Source organism: Streptomyces tanashiensis (assembly GCF_014648895.1).
GTDB lineage: Bacteria > Actinomycetota > Actinomycetes > Streptomycetales > Streptomycetaceae > Streptomyces > Streptomyces tanashiensis.
This window is the reverse complement of the sequence record NZ_BMRZ01000002.1, coordinates 1,014,271-1,034,680: the sequence shown is the minus strand read 5'-3', so window position 1 is coordinate 1,034,680 and position 20,410 is coordinate 1,014,271. Positions and strand designations below refer to the sequence as shown.

Annotated in this window: 16 protein-coding genes; 9 read left to right on the top strand and 7 right to left on the bottom strand. The window is 73.1% G+C overall.

The genetic code is table 11. The features are described 5' to 3' along the window. Positions 1-216: 216 nt before the first annotated feature. The 5 genes from IE237_RS10105 to IE237_RS10085 all read right to left on the bottom strand — a co-directional run bounded on the left by IE237_RS10105 (position 217) and on the right by IE237_RS10085 (position 5,910). A complete protein-coding gene (locus IE237_RS10105) occupies positions 217-810 on the bottom strand; it encodes a DUF4328 domain-containing protein (protein ID WP_189801450.1) in 594 nt (197 codons plus the stop codon). Between the two features lie 190 nt (positions 811-1,000). Continuing rightward, entirely contained in the window at positions 1,001-1,687 is a 687-nt protein-coding gene (locus IE237_RS10100; protein ID WP_189801449.1) for a response regulator, read from the bottom strand. 1 nt (position 1,688) lies between these two features. Next, complete coding sequence (locus tag IE237_RS10095) at positions 1,689-2,849, bottom strand: sensor histidine kinase (protein ID WP_189801448.1); 1,161 nt, start codon at positions 2,847-2,849, stop codon at positions 1,689-1,691. 4 nt (positions 2,850-2,853) lie between these two features. After that, a complete protein-coding gene (locus IE237_RS10090; protein ID WP_189801447.1) occupies positions 2,854-5,055 on the bottom strand; it encodes an MMPL family transporter in 2,202 nt (733 codons plus the stop codon). A gap of 174 nt (positions 5,056-5,229) precedes the next feature. After that, positions 5,230-5,910: a TetR/AcrR family transcriptional regulator gene (locus IE237_RS10085; RefSeq protein ID WP_189801446.1), complete on the bottom strand. Its 681-nt coding sequence runs from the start codon at positions 5,908-5,910 to the stop codon at positions 5,230-5,232. A gap of 151 nt (positions 5,911-6,061) precedes the next feature. Between IE237_RS10085 and IE237_RS10080 the strand changes: the two genes are divergently transcribed. From IE237_RS10080 to IE237_RS10070, 3 genes are all read left to right on the top strand, one after another. Further along, positions 6,062-7,573 (top strand): flavin-containing monooxygenase, encoded by a 1,512-nt coding sequence (locus IE237_RS10080; RefSeq protein ID WP_189801445.1) that lies wholly within the window; start codon positions 6,062-6,064, stop codon positions 7,571-7,573. Positions 7,574-7,635: 62 nt separating this feature from the next. Then, entirely contained in the window at positions 7,636-8,586 is a 951-nt protein-coding gene (locus IE237_RS10075) for an AurF N-oxygenase family protein (protein WP_440862281.1), read from the top strand. A 46-nt stretch (positions 8,587-8,632) separates the two neighbouring features. Further along, the gene (locus IE237_RS10070) at positions 8,633-10,240 is read left to right on the top strand and encodes an FAD-dependent oxidoreductase (RefSeq protein WP_189801444.1); all 1,608 of its coding nucleotides are present in this window, start codon (positions 8,633-8,635) and stop codon (positions 10,238-10,240) included. 170 nt (positions 10,241-10,410) lie between these two features. Here IE237_RS10070 and IE237_RS10065 read toward each other — a convergent pair whose 3' ends face one another. Further along, positions 10,411-11,391 (bottom strand): LacI family DNA-binding transcriptional regulator, encoded by a 981-nt coding sequence (locus tag IE237_RS10065; protein WP_229842499.1) that lies wholly within the window; start codon positions 11,389-11,391, stop codon positions 10,411-10,413. Between the two features lie 162 nt (positions 11,392-11,553). Here IE237_RS10065 and IE237_RS10060 point away from each other — a divergent pair, with 162 nt between their 5' ends. Together IE237_RS10060 and IE237_RS10055 are read left to right on the top strand one after the other, a co-directional pair. Next, on the top strand, positions 11,554-12,618 hold the full coding sequence (locus IE237_RS10060; protein WP_189801442.1) for a C45 family autoproteolytic acyltransferase/hydrolase: 1,065 nt from the start codon (positions 11,554-11,556) through the stop codon (positions 12,616-12,618). A gap of 68 nt (positions 12,619-12,686) precedes the next feature. Beyond that, on the top strand, positions 12,687-14,018 hold the full coding sequence (locus IE237_RS10055) for an MFS transporter (protein ID WP_189801441.1): 1,332 nt from the start codon (positions 12,687-12,689) through the stop codon (positions 14,016-14,018). Between the two features lie 22 nt (positions 14,019-14,040). Here IE237_RS10055 and IE237_RS10050 read toward each other — a convergent pair whose 3' ends face one another. Beyond that, entirely contained in the window at positions 14,041-14,691 is a 651-nt protein-coding gene (locus IE237_RS10050; RefSeq protein WP_440862282.1) for an esterase/lipase family protein, read from the bottom strand. 184 nt (positions 14,692-14,875) lie between these two features. On the opposite strand from IE237_RS10050, the gene IE237_RS10045 reads away from it, so the two are divergent. From IE237_RS10045 to IE237_RS10030, 4 genes are all read left to right on the top strand, one after another. After that, entirely contained in the window at positions 14,876-15,829 is a 954-nt protein-coding gene (locus IE237_RS10045; protein WP_189801440.1) for a tetratricopeptide repeat protein, read from the top strand. A gap of 203 nt (positions 15,830-16,032) precedes the next feature. Next, positions 16,033-18,390 carry a collagenase gene (locus tag IE237_RS10040; RefSeq protein ID WP_189801439.1) on the top strand — a complete coding sequence of 786 codons (2,358 nt, stop codon included), beginning with the start codon at positions 16,033-16,035 and terminating at the stop codon, positions 18,388-18,390. A gap of 87 nt (positions 18,391-18,477) precedes the next feature. Then, the gene (locus tag IE237_RS10035) at positions 18,478-19,437 is read left to right on the top strand and encodes a proline racemase family protein (protein WP_189801438.1); all 960 of its coding nucleotides are present in this window, start codon (positions 18,478-18,480) and stop codon (positions 19,435-19,437) included. Between the two features lie 38 nt (positions 19,438-19,475). Next, positions 19,476-20,372, top strand: a complete 897-nt coding sequence (locus tag IE237_RS10030; RefSeq protein ID WP_189801654.1) for an ornithine cyclodeaminase family protein — start codon at positions 19,476-19,478, stop codon at positions 20,370-20,372. Positions 20,373-20,410 lie beyond the last annotated feature (38 nt).

Genomic DNA, 20,410 nt, shown 5'->3' with positions numbered 1-20,410 from the left:
CGGCCGGTGGTCGCCCCGCACGGTGAGGCTCCCCGTGGTCTGCTGGTCCGTGGCCGGTGCACCGGTCACGATGGTCTCGACCAGCTTCCCGCGCGGTACTCACGTCTCGCTAACGCTCCGCTGCCGCGCTTCCGGACCTCGCCACGGGTCCTTCCACAACTCTTCTCCTGTGTGGCGCCCGCCACTTGGATCGTTCACGTCGGCGGCGACCGCCGTTCAGGTCATGTTGAAGTACGGGAGAGGTCCGGCCGGCTGGTCGGCGGTCACACGGCGGATCACGGCGATCGCCAGGACGGAGTCAAGGATGCCGATGGCGTGGTCGACCGGGTTGTGGTAGTTGGTCTGCTTGAGCACCAGAAGGTGCACCGCGACCGAGATCGGGCCGTCGCAGAGCCAGAGGAACCACCAGGCGTTGATCAGCCAGGCGTCGCGGGGCGGGCCGCCGGCGCGCCGGATGTCCAGGGTGATGCGCCGGGGCAGCCACCACATGGCGAGCGGGACGATCCAGGCGCCGAGGGCGAAGCCCGGAGCGTACTTGTGGGTGCCCGGGGCGAGCACCTCGGCGTTGCAGCGGGCGCGGTGGAACCAGACCAGGAACGAGATCCAGCAGGCGATCTGGAGGAAGCCGAGCGCGGCGCCCCCGTCCTCGAGCCAGGGGGCGTCGGGGCCGGTGAAGACGATGTACAGCTCGGCGAGGGCCGATGTGGCGATCAGACACTGGACGACGAGTGCCGGCCCGGCGGGGTTGCGGAAGCGGTAGCGGGGACCGTTCACGGCCGCGGGCCCGACCGGCACGTTGTACGGATCCATGCTGCTTCCCCCCGGAATGCGACCGCCGCTCTGCGCGGTGGCGTTGATCATCGGCATCGTAGGCGCGCACCGGGCGGGCGGCCAAGGGGTGGGAGAGAGGGGAAGGGTGAGGGAGGCAAGGGAGACGAGGGGGACAAGAGGGGAGCCGGACCCGGGCCGCCGGTCGGGAACGAGCCCTTCGCCGGTCCGCTCAGGCCGGGTGCGTACCGGCTCCACCGGCCCTGCGCGGGGGCTCACGACGGGTCAGGAGGCCCCGCTCCAGGGCCACGACCACGGCGTGGGTGCGGTCGCTGACGTCCAGCTTGGCGAAGACGCGCAGGAGGTGGGTCTTGACCGTGGCCTCCGCGATGACGAGACGCCGGCCGATCTCCGCGTTGGAGAGGCCGTCGGCCACCGCGCCCAGCACGTCCCGCTCGCGCGCGGTCAGGACGACCGGGGCGGGGCGGCGCATCAGGGCGACCAGGCGTTCGGCGACGCGGGGAGCGAGGACGGTCTCGCCGCGGGCCGCGGCGCGCACGGCCTCGGCGAGCTGGTCGGCGGTGGTGTCCTTCAGCAGGTAGCCGACGGCACCGGCCTCGACCGCCCGCTCGATCTCGACGTCCGTGTCGTACGTGGTGAGGATGAGCACCCGCGTCCCGGCGGGTCCCGCGGTGATCGCGGCGGTGGCCTCGACGCCGTCCATGACCGGCATCCGCAGGTCGACGAGCGCGACGTCGGGTGCCAGTCGTTCGACGAGGTCGAGGGCCTCGCGGCCGTCGCCCGCCTCGCCGACGACGGAGATGTCCGGGACCGGGGCCAGGAGGGCGACCACTCCGGCGCGCATCACGGTGTGGTCGTCGACGACCACGATCCGGAGGGGCTCGTGCACTTCGGGCATGTCAGGGCCGTCCGTTCGTGTGGAAGGTCGCGAGGACGCGGGTGCCGTCCCCGACCGAGCTGGTCACCGTCAGTTCTCCGTCGAGTTCGGCGAGCCGCTTGCGCATGCCGTCGAGACCGAAACCACGCGACTCCTCGACCACGAAGCCCCGGCCGTCGTCGGTGATCTCCAGCTCGATGGCGTACGGACCCTGGGCGAGGACCACGCCGACGGTGCTCGCGTCGGCGTGCTTGCGCACGTTGGCCAGCGACTCCTGGGTGCAGCGCAACAGCGCGATCCGGGTCTGCTGGTCGCAGTGGACGTCCTCGGCCAGCTCGGCGTCGACCGTGATGCCCGTGTCCTGGGTGAACCGCTCCAGGGTGCGGCGCAGGGTCGGCACCACCGAGCCGGGCCGGAGCCCGCTGTGCGGGGCCGCGCCCACCAGGACCCGGGCCTCGGCGAAGTTCTCGCGGGCCGTCTGCTCGATGGAGCGCAGCTGCCGGGCCGTGTGCTCCGCGTCCTCGTCGAGCCCGGCTCGGGCGGCCTCGGCGAGGACGATGATGGAGGCGAAGCCCTGGGCGAGGGTGTCGTGGATCTCCCGGGCCATCCGCTCCCGCTCGTCCGCCGCGCCCCGGGCGCGATGGGCGGCGGCCAACCGCTCCTGGGCGAGGGAGAGTTCGGCCGCGAGTGCGGTGGCGCGGGCCTCGCCGTCCGTGACGAGACGGTGGAGCAGGAGTCCCGCCAGGACGGACACGGCGTATCCGGTGAGGGCGGCGGCCGCGTTCCCCGGGGAGTCGCGCCAGACGCTCCCCGCCGCCGTCGCGGCAGCCGCGCAGCCGCTGAGCAGGACGGCGGTCCGGGGACCACGGGTCTGGAACCAGAACTGGGGGAGGGCGGCGATCAGCAGGGCCGCGCCGCCGCCGGGGAGGGCCGCCATCGCGCCGAGCCCGGCGGCCAGGGCCGCCAGGTAGGCCTGCGAGTGGTGGCGGGCGCGGTGGACGGCCGTGTACGCGAGGGCCGCCGCCACCAGGGCCAGCGAGGCCCATTTCAGGGGCCCCGAGTCGTTGCCGACGCCGATGACCGTGGGGATCAGACCGAGGAGCAGCCAGGCGGCGGTGTACCAGCGGCGGAGGGCGGTGAGCGCCGGCCGCTCCGCACCTGTGGATGCCGTCCCGTCATTCATCCGGTCAGCCTACGGACACCGGTCGGGGCTCCGGCCGCTCGGGCTCCCCGGATCGGGGAATGCCGCGCGCGGGCCACCAGTTGGCCTCGCCGAGCAGCAGCATCAGGGAGGGCAGGACCAGGATCCGGATCACGAAGGCGTCGAGGAGGACCGCGACCGCGAGGCTGAAGCCGATCTGCTTCATCTCGATGAGGTGCAGTGCGGCGAAGCTCGCGAACACCGTCACCATCACCACGGCCGCGCTGGTGACGACCCCGGCCGACGAGGACAGGCCCTGGAGCACCGCCTGTCGGGTGGGGACGCCGTCGAGGCGCGCCTCGCGGATCCGGCTGATCACGAACACCTGGTAGTCCATGGAGAGTCCGAAGAGGATCACGAAGAGGAAGAGGGGGACGCGGGATCCGATCGAGCCCGTGGACGTGAAGTCGAGGACCCCTTCGGCCCATCGGTGCTGGAAGACCAGGACGAGGACGCCCAGCGAGGCGAACGCGGAGAGCAGGTTGAGGAGGACGCCGACGAGGCCGAGGACCACGGACCGGAACGCCCACACGGTCATCACGAAGGTGACGAGGAGCAGCGCCCCGATGATGAGGGGCAACTTCCGTTTCTGGTGGGCGGGGTAGTCGGCGTAGCGGGCGACCTCGCCGGTGACGGCGACCTCGGTGCCGGCGAGCGCGCCGACGGTCCTGGGCACGAGGTCGCCGCGGAGCCGGTCGAGCGAGGCGCGGGCCTCGGGGCTGCTCACGGAGCGGGGGACGGCCAGTTCCAGGAGGGTGGTCCGGCGGTCGGCCGAGGTCCGCAGGACGGGCGCGCCGCCGATCGCCGGGTCCTCGGCACCCGCCCGGTCCGCGAGGGTGCGCAGGGCCGCGGCGACCTCCCCGGCCCGCTCCGGGTCGGCTCGTACGACCACCTGGTGCATGGCCTTCAGCTCGGGGTAGGCGGCCATGAGCCGGTCGTACGTCCGCATGGCGGGGATGGCGCGCGAGTGCGTCTCGCGGCTCATCTCCGTGATGTCGACGTGCAGGACCGGCAGGGCGAGCGCGAGGAGCGCGAGGGTGGAGACGGCGAACGTCACGGCGGGGTGCTTGGCGACGGGTCGGAGGACGGCGGCGGTGATCCGGCCGCCGGTGCGGCCCGTACGCGAAGCGCGGTCCCGCCGCAGCGGCTTCCCGCGGGCCCTCCGGCGTTCGGCGCGTGCGCCGAGGAGGGCGAGGAGCGCCGGCAGGACGGTCAGGGAGCTGAGGACGGCGACCAGCGTGACGACGACGGCTCCGGTGGCGATGGAGGAGAAGATGACGTCGTCCGCGAGGTACAGGGTGGCGCTGGAGACGGCCACGGCGAGCCCGGAGACGACCACGGCCCTGCCCGAGGTCGCGGCGGCGAGCTCCACCAGGGCCTGCGTGCCGAGCCGTCCGCCGGCCGCGCGGGCCCGTTCCTCGCGCTCCCGCTTCAGGTGGAAGAGGGTGTAGTCGACGCCGACGGCGAGGCCGATCAGCAGGATGACGTTGGTGCCGACACCGGCGTCGGGGAAGACGTGCGAGGCGATCATCGACAGGCCGACGGCGGCCACGATCGAGGAGAGCGCGAGCAGCAGCGGGACGACGGCCATCACCACGGAGCCGAAGACGATCAGCAGGGTGATCAGGGTGACGGGCAGTGCGATGACCTCCGTGCGGGAGAGGTCGTCGCCGCGGAGCTTGTCGACGCCCTTGCCGATGGAGGGGCTTCCGACCTCCTCGACGAGCAGCCCCGGGTGCGCGGCCCGGACGGCGGCGGTCTGCGCGAGCAGCGCGTCGACGTGCTTCTTCCCGTCGAACTCGGCGCCCTTCATGGTGATGTCGACGCGCAGCGCGGTGTGCTCCGCGTCGGGGACCGGCTCGGCCACCGCCAGCACCTCGGGCAACTGCCGCATCCGGGCGGCGATCTCGCGCGCGGCGGCCTCGGCCTCCGCCCGGTCGAGCGGGCCGGTGCCGGGCGCGGCCTGGACGAGGACGCGTTCGAGGGGTTTCTGCTGGAGACCGCCCTCGGCCGCGAGGGCCTCGGCCCGGCCCGCCTCGCCGATGCGGAAGTCCTCCGTGGTCGCGGGGTTGGCGCCGAGGGCGATGCCCGCGCCCAGGCAGAGGGCCACGAAGAGGAGCCAGCCGATCAGCGCGCGCCAGGGATGCCGGGCGCTGTGACGGGCCATGCGTACGGTCGGGTTCGTCATACGCCCAGACTCGTCGGCGGAGGGTTCCGGCCGACAGGATCGGCCGGTTGAACTCCGTGTCCACCGGTCGGTGGACACGGGGCCGTCGACGCAGGTCGGATGAGGCCACGGCTGATCGGATCAGGTCAGGTCAGGGTGGATCAGATCAGATCAGGTCGCTCAGATCAGGTCGGCTCAGGTCAGGTCGATCGGCTGGTCGGGGTCGAGCGTGATGCCCAGGCGTGCCGTCGCGCTCGCGAGCACGCCCCAGAGGGCGTCGCTCAGGAAGTGGGTCAGGTCGGCGAGGGAGCTTCTCGACTCGGGGTCCGCGGCCCACTGGTTCACCACGCCGTCCACCAGGCCGACCATGCCGAACGCCAGGTTGTGGTGGAAGCCCGTGGGCGCCGTCCGGCCGTCGAGGAAGCGCTCGGCGTACGTGTCCAGGAGCAGGGCCAGGTGGAGGGCGATGGCCGTACGGGTGCCCGTGACGGCGGGCGAACCCGTACCGAGGAACCGGTGGAGGTGGGGGTGGAGCGCCACCCAGCCCACATAGGTGGCCGCCCCGAGCTCGATCGCCTCCCGGATGGTGCCCTTGGGGCCGAGGGCGGGGGAGAGGGCGGTCATCAGGTCGTCGGTGATGCGCGCGCGGATCTGCTCGTCGAGGTCCTCGCGACTGCGGAAGATCCGGTAGACGACGGAACGGGGCACACCGGCCTCGGCGCCGATCGCCGCCACGCTGACCGCCGTCCCCTCGCGCCCGATGACGGCGAGGGCCGCCGTGAGGATCTGGTCCCGGCGCTCGGCACGGTGGCCCGTCCAGCGTGTGTCGCGGCCGTCGGGGCGCCCGTCGTCGCGTGTGTGTCTGTCCTCGGCCACGGCGTGGATCGTACCCGGCGGCCGCGACGTGCCAGGGCGCAAGGGGTGGCGCACGTCACGTTACCGCCAGTACCTTGGACGCGGTGACACAGGTAAATTCCGGTGCCTGGGGGAGAATGCACCGCCACCACCGGCCGCAGAGGGGATGGACATGGGGAACGAGCACGTCGACGTGCTGATCATCGGCGCGGGTCTGTCCGGGATCAGTGCCGCCTGCCATCTGCTCGCCGGCAACCCGGGGACCACGTACGCGATCATCGAGCGGCGCTCCGCGATCGGCGGCACCTGGGACCTGTTCCGTTACCCCGGCATCCGCTCGGACTCGGACATGTACACCTTCGGCTACGGCTTCCGCGCCTGGCACGGCACCAAGGTCCTCGCCGGCGGCACGGACATCCGGCGCTACATCCGGGCCACCGCCGAGGAGCACGGCGTCACCGACCGCATCCGCTTCGGCCGCCGCGCGGTCCGGGCGGACTGGTCGGGCGAGGAGGGCCGCTGGACCGTCGAGACCCGCGACGAGGCCACCGGCGAGACCCACGTCCTCACCGCCCGCTTCCTCGTCGGCGCCACCGGCTACTACGACTACGACGCGGGCCACCGCCCCGAGTTCCCCGGCGAGCAGCGCTTCCGGGGCACCCTCGTGCACCCGCAGCACTGGCCCCGGGACCTCGACCACGCGGGCAAGCGCGTCGTCGTCATCGGCAGCGGCGCCACCGCCATCACCCTCGTCCCCGCGATGGCCCCCGACGCCGCGCACGTCACCATGGTCCAGCGCTCGCCCACGTACATCCTGGCGCTCCCCGCGGACGACCCCCTCTCGGTCCTCCTGCGCAGACTGCGCGTCCCGGCCGCGCTCGTCCACCGGGTCGGGCGCGCCCGCAACATCGCGATGCAGCGCGCCCTGTACGCCCTGTGCCGCAAGGCCCCCCGCCTCATGCGCAAGGTGCTCCTCGGCGCGGTACGGGCGCGGCTCGGCAAGAGCGTCGACATGCGCCACTTCACGCCGGCGTACAAGCCCTGGGACCAGCGGCTGTGCGTCGTGCCCGGCGGCGACCTCTTCACGACGCTCAGGAGCGGCCGGGCGTCCGTGGTCACCGACCACATCGAGACGTTCACCGAGACCGGGATCAAGGTCAGGTCCGGCGAGGAGATCCCCGCCGACATCGTCGTCACGGCCACCGGCCTGCGCATGCAGCTCGCCGGCGGCATGGAACTCGCGGTCGACGGCAAGCCCGTCGTCACCCGCGACCACCTGCTCTACAAGGGCGTGATGCTGGACGGCGTCCCCAACCTGGCAATGATCATCGGCTACACCAACGCCTCCTGGACGCTGAAGGCCGACCTCGCCGCCGCCTACGTCAGCCGACTGATCGCCCACATGGACCGGCAGGGCCTCACCGCCGTCACCCCCGTCGCCGCGGAGTCCGACCGCTCCGCCGTCTCCGTCATGGGCGAGTCCCTGACCTCCGGCTACATCGCACGCGGCGACGCCCTCATGCCCCGCCAGGGCACCCGCGACCCGTGGCGGATCTGGAACAACTACTACCGCGACCGCCGCGCGCTGCGGCGGTCCCCGATCGAGGACCCCGCCCTCCGCTTCGACCGCGCGGTCCCCGACGAGCGGCCCGCCGGCCGGCAGGACAGGTCGCCGGCGGCCTGACCCCGATCCCCCGCCCCCTCCGGACGGCCGACCGCGAGAGACCGAGGACGATGATGACCAGCGTGCAGAGCTATCACGAGAGGCTCCGGACCCTGTCCGAGGCCTCGGTGCACCTCCACTTCGACGCGTTCACCGACATCGACTGGGACCACCCCGACTTCGCCATCGACCCGGCGGACCCCCGCTGGGTGCTTCCCGCGGCCGACCCCCTCGGCGGCCACCCCTGGTACCAGGAGCAGCCGCTGGAGGTCCGGACGCGCATCGGACTGTGGCGGTACGCCAACATCGTCAAGGTGGGCATGCAGTTCGAGAACGTCCTCATCCGCGGGGTGATGGACTACCTCTTCTCCCTGCGCAACCAGGACCCGGAGTTCCGCTACCTCACCCACGAGGTCACGGAGGAGTGCCACCACACCCAGATGTTCCAGGAGTTCGTGAACCGCGCGGGCGCCGACGTGCCCGGCGGACGGCGCTCCTTCCGCGTCCTCAGCCGCTTCCTGCCGCTGGCCGGCTCGCTGATCCCCGAGTCGTTCTTCACCGGCGTCCTCGCCGGCGAGGAGCCCATCGACCACCTCCAGAAGGCGATCCTGCGCAGCGGCGACGAGATCCACCCGCTGATGCGCCGGCTCATGCAGATCCACGTCGCCGAGGAGGCCCGGCACATCTCCTTCGCCCACGAGTTCCTGCGCGTCAAGGTCCCCGGCTACGGCAGGGCGCGCCGGGGCGCGCTGTCGGTGGCCTTCCCGGTGATCATGCGGGTGCTCGGCGACGTCATCGTCGTCCCCGACCGGAAGACCGCCGAGACGATAGGCGTGCCCCACTGGGTCATCAAGGACATCTTCTGGAAGTCGCCCGACGGCGAGAAGATGCTCCGCGACCTCTTCTCCGACGTGCGGATGCTCGCCGAGGACATCGGCCTGATGAACAGGGCCTCACGGCGGGTCTGGAAGGCACTGCGCATCGACGGCCGCCCCTCCCGCCACCGCGGCGAGCCCGCCCCGCACGCCGCCTGACGCAGCCGGCCGAGAGCCGACTCGGCGGATCCGTGAACGGAGAACCATGCCCTACGTCGTCACCCGGTCGTGCTGCGCCGACGCCTCCTGCGTGCTGGCCTGCCCGGTCAACTGCATCCACCCCGCCCCCGGCGAACCGGGCTTCGGGCAGACCGAGATGCTGTACGTCGACCCCCGCACCTGCGTCGACTGCGGTGCCTGCACGACCGCCTGCCCGGTCGACGCGCTCAAGCCGCACACCGGACTCACCGAGGCGGAGCTGCCGTTCCTCGCACTCAACCGGGCCTACTACGAAGACCACCCGCACGAGGACCGCACGCCGATGGCCGTCGTGCCGCCCCAACGCCGCACGGCCCCGGGCGAGTTGAGGGTCGCCGTCGTCGGCGCCGGTCCGGCCGGGCTGTTCGCCGCCGACGAGCTGCTCCGGTACCCGGGCGTGACCGTCACCGTCCACGACCGGCTGCCCACCCCGTACGGACTCGCCCGCGCGGGAGTGGCGCCCGACCACCAGGACACCAAGCGCGTCGCCCGGCTCTTCCGGGCCGTCGAGAGCCAGCCCGGCTTCTCGTACCGGCTCAACACGGAGATCGGCCGCGACCTGCACCACGAGGACCTGGCCCGCGAACACCACGCCGTGGTCTACGCCGTGGGCGCGGCCACGGACCGGCGCCTCGGCATCGACGGCGAGGAACTGCCCGGCAGCGCCTCCGCCACCGACTTCGTGGCCTGGTACAACGGCCACCCCGACCACGCCGACGACCACTACACCTTGGACGGCGAGAGGGCCGTCGTCATCGGCAACGGCAACGTCGCCCTGGACGTCGCCCGCATCCTGACCGCCGACCCCGACGCCCTGGCCCGTACCGACATCTCCGACCGGGCGCTGGCCGCCCTGCGCACGAGCCGCGTCCGCGAGGTCGTCGTCCTCGGCCGCCGCGGACCGGCCGAGGCGGCCTTCACCCTGCCGGAACTGCTCGCCCTCGCCGCCCTCGACACCGTCGACGTCCTCGTCGAGGGCCCGCCGGCGGACGTGCCCGAGGGCACCGACCCCAGGGCCGGGGTGCTCGCCGAGCTCGCCGCCCGGACCCCCGTGCCGGGACGGCGCCGCATCGTGCTGCGCTTCCGGACCCGCCCGGCACGGATCGTCGGCGACGACCGGGTGACCGGTCTGACCGTCGAACGGACGGGACCGCGCGCCGGCGAAGACGCCGAGACCATCGAGACGTCGCTCGTCCTGCGCGCGATCGGCTACCGCGCCCGGCCCGTCCCCGGCCTCCCGTTCGACGAGACGACCGGCACGGTGCCCCACGAAAGGGGCCGCGTCCGGCCGGGGGTGTACGTGACCGGCTGGATCAAACGCGGCCCCAGCGGATTCATCGGCACCAACAAGTCCTGTGCCCAGGAGACCGTCTCCGCGCTCCTCGACGACCTCGAAGCCGGCCTGCTCACCGCCCCGGCCGGCGACGGTCCGCCGGCCGGCGGGCACCCGGACGCCGTCGGTCTCGACGGCTGGCGGGCCATCGACGCGCGGGAGCGCGCGGAAGGCGGCCTCCAGGGGCGCCCCCGCGTCAAGATCGTCGACCGGGAGGCCCTGCTCGCCGCCGCGCGCACCGGTCACCGGCCCCAGCGCACCGGCCGGCTCTTCCGCGGCTGAGCCGCCACGATCCCACGGGTGCCTCCCGGTTCTTCCGCGGCTGAGCCGCCACGATCCCACCGGCGCCTCTCCCCGCCCTTCCGCGGCTGAGCCGGCATCGCCCCACCGCGCCGGCCGGCTCGTCCCCGGCCGGGCTGGGGCCTGTCCGGCGGATCAGGGTCGGACAGGCCCTAGCGCCGGGTCGACGCCCTCGGGCGGAAGCGGGCCCGGGTGAGGCGGGGGGCGTCGGCGGGGCGGCCGGCGATGAGCGACTGGAGGATGTCGAGGAGAGCCGCCGAACTGTCGACCGGGTTCAGTTCCAGGGCCGAGATGGCCGGGCGGCTGTTGCGGGCGTGCTCGGAGTCGGAGCCCGCGACCACCATGGTCTGCGCGGGAACCCGTACGCCCCGGGCCATGAGACCGCGCTGCACACCGGCCGCGTGCCGTCCGGTGAGGCAGAAGACCGCGTCCGGCAGCCCCTCGTCGAGGATCCGGTCGGCCAGGGCCACACCGCCTTCGACGCCCGCGCGCTCGGGCAGCTCGTACAGCCGTGGGGTGCTGCCGCGCTCCTCGCACCAGCCGAGGTAGATCTCCTGGTGTTCGAGGTTCCAGGCGTTCGGGTCGGTTCCCCGTACGAGGGCGACGGAGCGGGCCCCGGCGGTCGCCAGGTGGTTCAGGACCAAGCGGGCGGAGTCTTCGTCGTCCTCCGAGGCCCAGTGCGTGAAGTCCGGGCGGCCGGGCGGCCGTCCGTAGGTCACGTAAGGGATGCCGCGCTCCTCCAGGCGGGCGATGACCGGGTCGTCCACGTGCGGGTTGGTGACGATGTAGCCGTCCAGGGAGAAGGCGAGCGGCGGAACCGGTGCCCGGGTCAGATCCGGCACCAGCATGAGGCTGAGACCGCGGGCCAGGGCCTGTGAGGCGGCGGCGCCCACGAACCGCTCGAAGACGTCCACGCCCGCCGGAGCGTAGTCGCCGAGGGCGTCGAGGGAACGCAGCACCAGACCGATCGCTCCCATCGTGGAGCGGCGCAGCCCGCGCGCCAGGGCGTCCGCCTCGTACCCCATCTCGTCCGCGACGGTCCGGATGTGCTCGCGCGTGGCCGCGCTGAGGGTGCCCTTGTCGTTGAGGGCGTGCGAGACGGCGGTGATGGAGACCCCCGCCCTGCGTGCCACGTCCTTGATCGTGATGCCCCGCGCCCGTGTCACCGCGCCACCCGTCCTGAACCGAATCCTCCGAATACTTCCCCGAAGCATTGCATAAAACGTTTTACCTTTCTAGCTTGATGCGCGCCGCCCCTGTTGGCATGCGGCCTCACCAGCCTCGAAGGAACGCGCGTGGAACTGCACACCCTCACGACCGAGACGACCGACCCCCGCGAGCGCGGGACCCTGCTCGGCGCCCGATTCGGCGCCCAGGTCCGTCGCGTCGCGGAGCTCTACCGGGAGCACTTCGCCGTCCTCGGCATGCCCGTGGAGCAGGTCCGCGACATCGCCGGCCGCAGCCACGAGGCGCTCCGGGCCTGGGCGCCGGGCCTGGCCGAGGAGTCGGACGCCTGCGCCGACGCGGCCGGCGTCGAGCGCTGGGCGGTGGCCGCCGTCGGCGCCCGCACCGAGATCCTCGCCGGCTGCCCGGCGCCCGGGAAGGGCGAGTGCTCGACGGCCGTGTTCGCCCCCGCGGGAGCCGCGCCGCAGACCGTGCAGACCTGGGACTGGCACGATCTGCTCGTCCCGGAGGCGCTGCTGCACGCGCTGACGCCGAGCGAGGGTCGCACGGTGAAGCTGTTCACCGAGTTCGGCGCCCCGGGCAAGATCGGCGTGAACAGCGCCGGCCTCGGCGTGCACTTCAACATCCTGTTCCACGCCTCCGACTCCGCGAGCGGTGGCGTCCCCGTGCACGCGGTCGCCCGCCGCATCCTGGACGAGGCGGACACCCTCGACCAGGCCGTCGAGATCGCCTCGACGGCCCGCGTCAGCGCCTCCACCTCGCTGACCGTGGTGACCGCCGGCTCCTCCGCCGCGAGCCTGGAGCTCTCCCCGGCCGGCCTCGCCGTGGTCCCGGCGGCCGAGGACGGCTGGCTGCTGCACACCAACCACTTCCTCGACGCCGGACTCGCGGCGGCGGACACCGGACCGGCCGACTCCATGACCGCCGAGCGGCTCGCTCACCTGCGCGAGGTGCGCGGCGCGATGCCGGGACTCCGGCCCGCCGAGCGGGCGAAGGCCTTCTGCGGCGACGCCGGGGCCGACGCCGTCGTCTGCATGCGACCCGACGAGCACAAGCCGCCGCACGAGCAGTGGGGCACCCTCCTCACCGTCGGCCTCGACGTGACCCGCTGCGCGATCGACTACCTGGCCGGCGCGCCGCACGAGGCCCCGACGGCGGGCCTCGCGCGCTTCTGACGCCGCTCCCTCCCCGTCCCCCGCTTCCCCCTCCCTTCCGCTCCCTCCCCACCCCCGAAGGAACCGCCATGACGGAGACCGTCCGGCCCGGCCTCAAGGCCCGAGCGGCCAGAGGCACACGCACCTTCCTCATCTCCGGATTCGGAACGGCGCTGGAGTTCTACGACTTCATCATCTACGGCCTCGCCGCCGCGATCGTCTTCCCGACCGTCTTCTTCCCCAGCTTCGACCACACGGTGGGCACCCTGGTGGCCTTCGCGGCGTTCGGCAGCGGCTTCATCGCCCGCCCCCTCGGCGGCATCGTGATCGGCCACTTCGGCGACCGGATCGGCCGCAGGTCCATGCTGATCCTGACGCTCCTGATCATGGGCGGCAGCACCTTCCTCATCGGCTGCCTCCCCTCGTACGGGACCCTGGGCATCGCCGCGCCGGTCATGCTCGTCGCCCTGCGCCTCGTCCAGGGCTTCGCGGCCGGCGGCGAGTGGGGCGGCGCCTCCCTCTTCGGCATCGAGAACGCACCCGAGGACCGGCGCGGTCTGTGGGGCAGCTTCACCAGCGCCGGCATCGGCATCGGCAGCCTCTTCGGGACGGGCGTCTTCACGCTGATCTCCCTGCTGCCGGAGGACCAGCTCGAAGCCTGGGCCTGGCGCCTGCCGTTCTGGCTGGGCGGCGTCCTGGTCCTCGTCGGCGTCCTCGCCCGCAGCCGCATGCCCCAGGAGGAGCGCCGCACCGGGAGCGCGCCCCGCGTTCCCATCCTGGACTCCATCAGGCGGCACCCGCGCCAGATGCTGCTGGCCATCGGCGTGGCCTTCGGCTACAACACCCTCGCGTACATCGGCACGATCTTCACCGTGACGTACGCGGAGGAGCGCGGCTACAGCTACACCGAGTCCCTGCTGCTCCAGGTCGCGGGCTCCGTCGCCTTCACGATCGCCGTGCCGGTCATGGCCCTCCTCTCCGACCGGAAGGGCCGCAAGCCCGTCGTCATCCTCGGCACCCTCGCCTACGCGGCCTTCTTCTTCGTGTACTTCCCCCTGGTGGACGGCCATGTGCTCGTCCTGGCCACGCTCGCCTACGTCCTGGTGAACGTGCTGATGGCCGCCCCGCAGGGCTGCATCCCGGCCTTCCTCGGCGAGCAGTTCTCCGCCGCCACCCGCTACTCGTCGATCTCCGCCACGTACCAGACCGGTGCCGCGCTGGGCGGCGGCACGGCGGCCACCGCCGCGACCGCCCTGTTCATCGCGTACGGCAACAACCCGATCGGCGTCGGCCTGTACTCCGGCGCGGCGGCGCTGGTCCTCGTGCTGTGCGCCTGGGGTCTGCGCGAGACGTTCCGGATCCCGACGGCGCGGCTCGGCGAGCCGGTCGCGGAGCCCGCCGGCGAACGGGTCACCGTCTGAGGCCCGCCGTTCGGATCGGGCCCTACGAGCGCAGGAACGCGCGGACCCCCTCGGAGACCGCGTCGTCGCCGAGGAGTTCGTTGTGGTCGAGACAGCCGGCGCCGTTGTTGACGGCGCCGGCCAGCGGCACGCTGCTGTCGGGGTTGATGACCTCGTCGCAGTTCGACCACCAGGTGGCGTAGCGCACGGCCCCGGGCGTCTCGTCGCCCTCCGCGAGCTTCTTCTGGACGTAGGAGCCCGGGGTCATGTCGCGGCAGGCCTGGTCCCACAGTGCGCACGCCCAGGCCGTGCCGGTGCCGTGGTTGGGGCCCGCGAGGGAGACCCAGTGGGCGACGGAGGCCTGGCCGGCGGCGTCGAACCGCACGTACCAGCGGGTGACGAGGCTGCCGAAGGAGTGGGCGACGAGATCGACCCGGCTCGCCCCGGTCTGCCGCTTGACGCCCTCGACGTACGCGGCGAGTTCGCCGGACAGGACCTCGTTGACGGACCGGTGCGTGTCGTAGCCGAAGGAGAACAGCTCGGCGTCGGTGTATCCGTCGGCCCTGAAGTCCGCGCGCAGACCGCCCCAGACGCCCGGGTCGGCGTTGTAGCCGTGGACGAACACGACGGGGACACGGGCGGACCCGGCCGGGGCGGGAGCCTCGGCCCGGACGGGCGCGGCCGACAGGAGCAGGGACGCGACGACGGCGAGCAGTGGAACGGCGGTCCGGCCACGGGATCTCAACACGCTTTCCCCTAGGATGAGTTACGCACGAGTAGTCACGAGCATGGTGGGGGCCCGAGGGGCGGATGACCAGCCCTGGGCGCGGCTTCGTCGGCCCCCGGATTCCGTCGGGTGATCGCGAAGGGGGACGCGCGTGCGGGGGGACAGGGGAAGTCGGGGGAGCGGCGGGGACGGCGGGCGGGGCCCGGACGCGGGGCGCCTTCGCGAGGCCGCCGAGACCGGTGACGTCACGGCGATGTTCCGGTACGGCCTCCACCTCGGGACGCACGGCGACCGGGAGGACGCCGAGCGCTGGCTGCGCCGGGCGGTCGCGGCGGGGCATCCCGAGGCCGGTGTGACCCTCGGCGTCCTGCTCCACCAGTGGCAGCGGCCCACCGAGGCCGAGCCGTTGCTGAGGGCGGCCGCCGGGGCCGGACACGTCCGGGCGATGGAGATCGTCGGGTACCTGATGCGGCAGCGGGGCGAACACGCCGAGGGCGTCCTCTGGTACCGGCGGTCGGCCGAGGGCGGCAACCCGTACGCGATGGCTGTCCTCGGGGACCTGGACCGGGAGCGGGGAGCCCTGCCCGAGGCCGAGGGCTGGTACCGGCGGGCCGCCGAGGCGGGCCTCGCCGACGCCGCGTACGTCCTCGGGAAGCTGCTGCACGAGCGGGGCGAGAGCGTCGAGGCCGACCGCTGGGCCCGCCGTGCTGCGGCCGGCGGCAGCACCGCCGCGATGAACACCCTCGGGATCCTCGCGCAGGAGCGGGGGGACCGTGAGGCGGCGAAGGCCTGGTACCGCAAGTCGGTCGCGGCCGGTGACGACGAGGGCGGGCGCCTGCTCGCCGGGGTGCTCACCGACGCCGAGATGCTCGGCGAGCTCGAGGCCTGGCTGACCGAGCGGGCCCGGAGGGGAGACGTCGACGCGTATGTCTCCCTCGGGCGGGCCAGGGAGCGGAGCGGTGATCTGTACGCGGCGCAGGGGTGGTACGAGAAGGCCGCCAAGGCGGGGCACGTCGGTGCGATGACCCGGCTGGCCCGGCTCTCGGAGGAGCAGGGGCACGTGCGTCAGGCGCGGGCGTGGCGGCGGAAGGCCGCCGAATCCTGAGGCTTCTGTGACGGATTGAGCCGCTTCGGGGGAGGTCTGCGGGGCCCGCCGGGGAAGTGATGCCGTCACAGGGGTTGTCAGTGCAATTTCACATTACTATGTTACAGCGCACACGGCCTGATGAACGCCCGTCATACGCCGTGCGAACCCGACCAGTTCGCGAACCCATCCCCGCGCCACCCCCCTCATCAGCTGGAGTTCCGTTGTTCCTCCACCGACGTGTGCGCTCGTCCCTCCTCGCCTCCGCCATCGCCGTCACCGTCCTCGCCTCCGCCGGCCAGGCCGGTGCCTTCGCGACCGGGACGGACGGACAGCCCGCCGCCCCCGCGCCCCTGCTCGGCGCACCGGCCCCCCAGGCGCAGTCGGGAGCCAACCCCTTCGACGAGGTCGAGCACCTCGCCACCGCCCCGCGCACCACCTTCGGACCGGCCCCCGCCCCCGGCGGCCTCGCCACCGGCCGCGTCCCCGGCCGGGCACCGGCCGCCGCCACCGCGCGGACCTTCGCCGCGGCCGCCACCGGAACCACCGCGGCCGGCGTCCCCTGCACGCTCGACGGGATCACCGGCCTCGCCCCGGAGCGGTTCGCCGACTTCCTCGCCGACCCGGCGGTCACCGCCGACGGCTGTCTGCGCACCCTCATATGGACCTGGGACGCCCGGCTCGCCCCCGTGATGTCCGACGCCCACGTCCAGGCCGTCGCCCGCCGCATATCGAGCCTGTCCGCCGCCCACGACGGACGGAACTCCTCCCACCTGGAGGAGATGTTCACGTACCTGCACGCCGTCGCGTACCACGACTTCTCGCGCGGCGAGATCGACACCACCGACGCCCCCACCGTGGACGCCGTCCGCCGGGCCGTCGCCGACTTCGGCGCCGCCGCGCACACCTTCGACGTCACGGGCACCAACGCCAACACCCTCCGCGAGGCCCTCAACGCGGCCAGCGCGCCCGGCCTGCGCCAGCACCAGCTCGGCCTCATCAAGCGGGTCCTCGCCACCATGGACCCCTCGCACACCGCCACGAACCTCGACCCGGCCTGGGCCGGCGCCGCGCTCGCCGGCCTCTCCGTGAACTACCTCGGCGTCTACCCGGGCAACCAGGACAGCGCCTTCCACGCGGCCGTCGCCGCCGACCCCGCCTACCGCGCCGCCTTCAGGGCCTTCGCGGGCTACAGCCATCTCAAGGGCACCGCCAACGCCTGGGTCGTCCGTGACGCCCTCAGCGAGTACGGCCGCTTCGGCCAGGTCGCGGCCCTGAAGGACGGCGTCGTCGCCGACCTCGGCCCGCTGCTCACCACCGTCGTCGACACCTTCGGCCGCGGCAGCCAGCCCTGGGCGAAGGTCGTCTCGTGGCTCAACTTCTACGAGGCCTGCAAGCCGTACGGCGTGTGCAAGGAGGACATCGAGAAGCAGCTCTTCCCGTACACGTACACCTACGACAACGGGGGCATCAAGGTCCGCACCGCGCTCGACCGGGCCACCGTCGACCAGCTCTACTACGCGAGCAAGCAGGTCAAGGCCCAGTTCCACCGGGTGATCGGCACCGACCAGCCGCTCGCCGGCGACACCAACGCCACCCTGAACATCGTCCTGTACGGCTCCCGCGCGGACTACGAGAACTACCACCCCATCCTCACCGGGATGGACACCAACAACGGCGGCATCTACATCGAACGCGGCGCCACCTTCTACACGTACCAGCGGCGCGTCCCGCAGGACTCCTCCCTCACCCTCGAAGAGCTCTTCCGCCACGAGTACACCCACTACCTGAACGGCCGTTGGGCCGTCCCCGGCTCCTTCGGCGAGGGCCCCTGGTACCAGGGCGACCGCACCACCGCCATGGACGAGGGCACCGCCGAGTTCTTCGACGGAGCCACCCGCGACAACGGCATCGCCGTCCGCAAGTCCCTCGTCCGCGGCATCATCAACGACACCGCGGGCGGCGGCCCCCGGATGAACATCCGCCAGATCCTCAACGCCACCTACGCCGGCGACGGCTTCCGCTTCTACAACTACGCCGGCACCTTCTTCGAGTTCCTCTGGACCGAGCGGCCCTCGCTGCTCCGCGAGATGTACACCAGCCTGCGGGCCAACGACGTGGCCGCGTACGACGCGTGGCGCAACCGGCTGGGCTCCGACGCCGGACTCCAGCGCGACTACGACCGCTTCCTCGACACACAGATCGCCAAGGTCGACCAGCTGTACGTGCCCAACACCACGTTCACGCCCAACGACCAGCTGCGGGACTCGGCCCTCGCGTCCGTGAAGTCCGCCTTCGCCACAGCCACCTACAACACCCCCGACTGCGTCGAGAACGGAGAGCCCGGCAAGCGCCGCTTCGTCTGCACCGGTCGGATCACCGCCAACCTGTCGGACGCGAACAGCCCCGACCGGAACTTCAAGGACATGTCCGAGACCGTCGACTACTTCATCCTCGACCGGGCCGGCGCCGTGTCGAACAACCTGGCCGACATGAACTGCAGCTTCGGGGCCATCGACATCTGGTCCACCAGGGTCGCGGGCACGTCGAGCTACAGCTGCGAGGGCCCCCTCCGCAGCTGACCGCACCCCACCACCGTCCGGGCCGGTCCTTCCACGGGGGGAGGGGCCGGCCCGGCACCGCACCTCTCCCTCCGGAGGACGTACGACGTGAGCACCACCCCGCACCCGGTCCGCACCACCGACTACCACACGGCAGGCGAGCCGTTCAGGATCGTCGCCGAGGACCTGCCGCCCATCCCCGGCGACACCGTCGCCGAGCGCCGCGCCCTCGCCCTCCGGCTCGGACCGCTCGACGACCTGCGCCGCCTCCTGGTCCGGGAGCCCCGCGGCCACTCCGGCATGTACGGCGGCTTCATCGTCCCGCCCGACGACGACGGCGCCCACTTCGGCGTGCTGTTCTGGCACAAGGACGGCTACTCCACCGCCTGCGGCCACGGCACCATGGCGCTCGGCGCCTGGGCCGTCGACACCGGACGGGTCCCGGCGCCCCACGACGGCGACGTCCCCGTCCGCGTCGACGTGCCCTCCGGGCGCGTCACCGCCACCGTGCACCGCGCGGACGGCCGCACCACCGGCGTCACCTTCCGCAACGTCCCGACGCGCGTCCTCGACCGCAAGGTCCCGGTCACCCTCTCCACCGGCACCGTCGAGGCCGACCTCGCCGACTCCGGCGCCGTCTACGTCTCGGTCCCCGCGCGCGCCCTCGGCCTCGACACCACCCGGGCCTCCCTGCCCGCGCTCGTCCGGGCCGGGCGGGAGATCCGCGCCGCGTTCCCCGAACACGACGTGTACGGCGTCATCCTGTACGAGGACCTGCCCGACACCCCCACCGGGCCGCACCAGCGCAACGTCACCGTCTTCGCCGACGGACAGATCGACCGCTCACCCTGCGGCTCCGGCACCTCCGCCCGGCTCGCCCTGCTCGGCGACGAGGGGCGCCTCGCCCCTGGTGAGGTCCTCACGCACGAGTCCGTGGCCGACACCGTGTTCACCGGCCGCCTGCTGCCCGGCGGGATCACGGAGGTCACCGGCACGACCCACCGCACCGGCACCCACACCTTCGTCCTCGACCCGCACGACGACCTGGGCACGGGATTCCTCCTGTGACCACCACGACCGACCTGCTGCGGATCGAAGCCCCCGCCATGACCCGCCTGCTGACCCCGGCGGCGACGGTCGACGTCCTCGCCGGAGTCCTGCGCGCCGGACTCGACCCCGAGACCGCACCGCCCCGCACCGCCGTCCCCGTCCCGGCCGGCGAACTCCTCCTCATGCCCGCCGCCGACCACGCGTACGCCGGCGTGAAGATCGCGGGCGTGGCCCCCGGAAACCCGGCCCTCGGCCTGCCCCGCATCACCGGCTCCTACCTGCTCCTCGACGGAACGGACCTCCGGCCCCTCGCCCTCCTCGACGGCGCCGCCCTGACCGAGCTGCGCACCCCGGCCGTCTCCGCCCTCGCCGTACGCCACCTCACCCCGGACGACCGGCCGTTGCGCCTCGTGCTCTTCGGCACCGGGCCCCAGGCCTACGGCCATCTGGAGGCCGTGCTCGCCGTGCGCGAGGTCGCCGAGGCCGTCGTCGTCGGACGCAACCCCGTCGCCGCCCGCGCCCTCGCCGGATACGCGCGGACGCTCGACGTGAACGCCCGGGCCGGGACACCCGACGACGTGGCCGAGGCCGACCTCGTCGTCTGCTGCACGACGGCCCGTACGCCCCTCTTCGACGGCGCCCTGGTCGCCTCGGGCGCCACCGTCGTCGCCGTCGGTTCGCACGAGCCGACGGCCCGGGAGACCGACACCGCACTCGTGACCCGCGCCGAGGTCTACGTCGAGGCGCGCGCGGCGGCGCTCCGCGAGGCGGGGGACCTGCTCGTCCCCCTCTCCGAGGGCGCGATCGGCGAGGAGCACATCACGGGCACCCTGGCCGACCTCGTGCACGGCCACACCCCCTCGGAGCGCCCGCGCTTCTTCAAGAGCGTGGGCATGGCCTGGGAGGACCTCGCCGTCGCGAGCTCCCTGTACCGCGCGGTCCGCGGAGCCTGAACACGCCGGCGCCGGCACCGCTCCCCACGAGCGGTGCC

Bases quoted from the DNA above. Each gene is read 5' to 3' on its own strand.
- IE237_RS10070 (WP_189801444.1), top strand. From the start codon at position 8,633: ATGCCCTACGTCGTCACCCGGTCGTGCTGCGCCGACGCCTCCTGCGTG.
- IE237_RS10105 (WP_189801450.1), bottom strand. From the start codon at position 810: ATGGATCCGTACAACGTGCCGGTCGGGCCCGCGGCCGTGAACGGTCCC.
- IE237_RS10055 (WP_189801441.1), top strand. From the start codon at position 12,687: ATGACGGAGACCGTCCGGCCCGGCCTCAAGGCCCGAGCGGCCAGAGGC.
- IE237_RS10100 (WP_189801449.1), bottom strand. From the start codon at position 1,687: ATGCCCGAAGTGCACGAGCCCCTCCGGATCGTGGTCGTCGACGACCAC.
- IE237_RS10030 (WP_189801654.1), top strand. From the start codon at position 19,476: ATGACCCGCCTGCTGACCCCGGCGGCGACGGTCGACGTCCTCGCCGGA.
- IE237_RS10095 (WP_189801448.1), bottom strand. From the start codon at position 2,849: ATGAATGACGGGACGGCATCCACAGGTGCGGAGCGGCCGGCGCTCACC.
- IE237_RS10090 (WP_189801447.1), bottom strand. From the start codon at position 5,055: ATGACGAACCCGACCGTACGCATGGCCCGTCACAGCGCCCGGCATCCC.
- IE237_RS10080 (WP_189801445.1), top strand. From the start codon at position 6,062: ATGGGGAACGAGCACGTCGACGTGCTGATCATCGGCGCGGGTCTGTCC.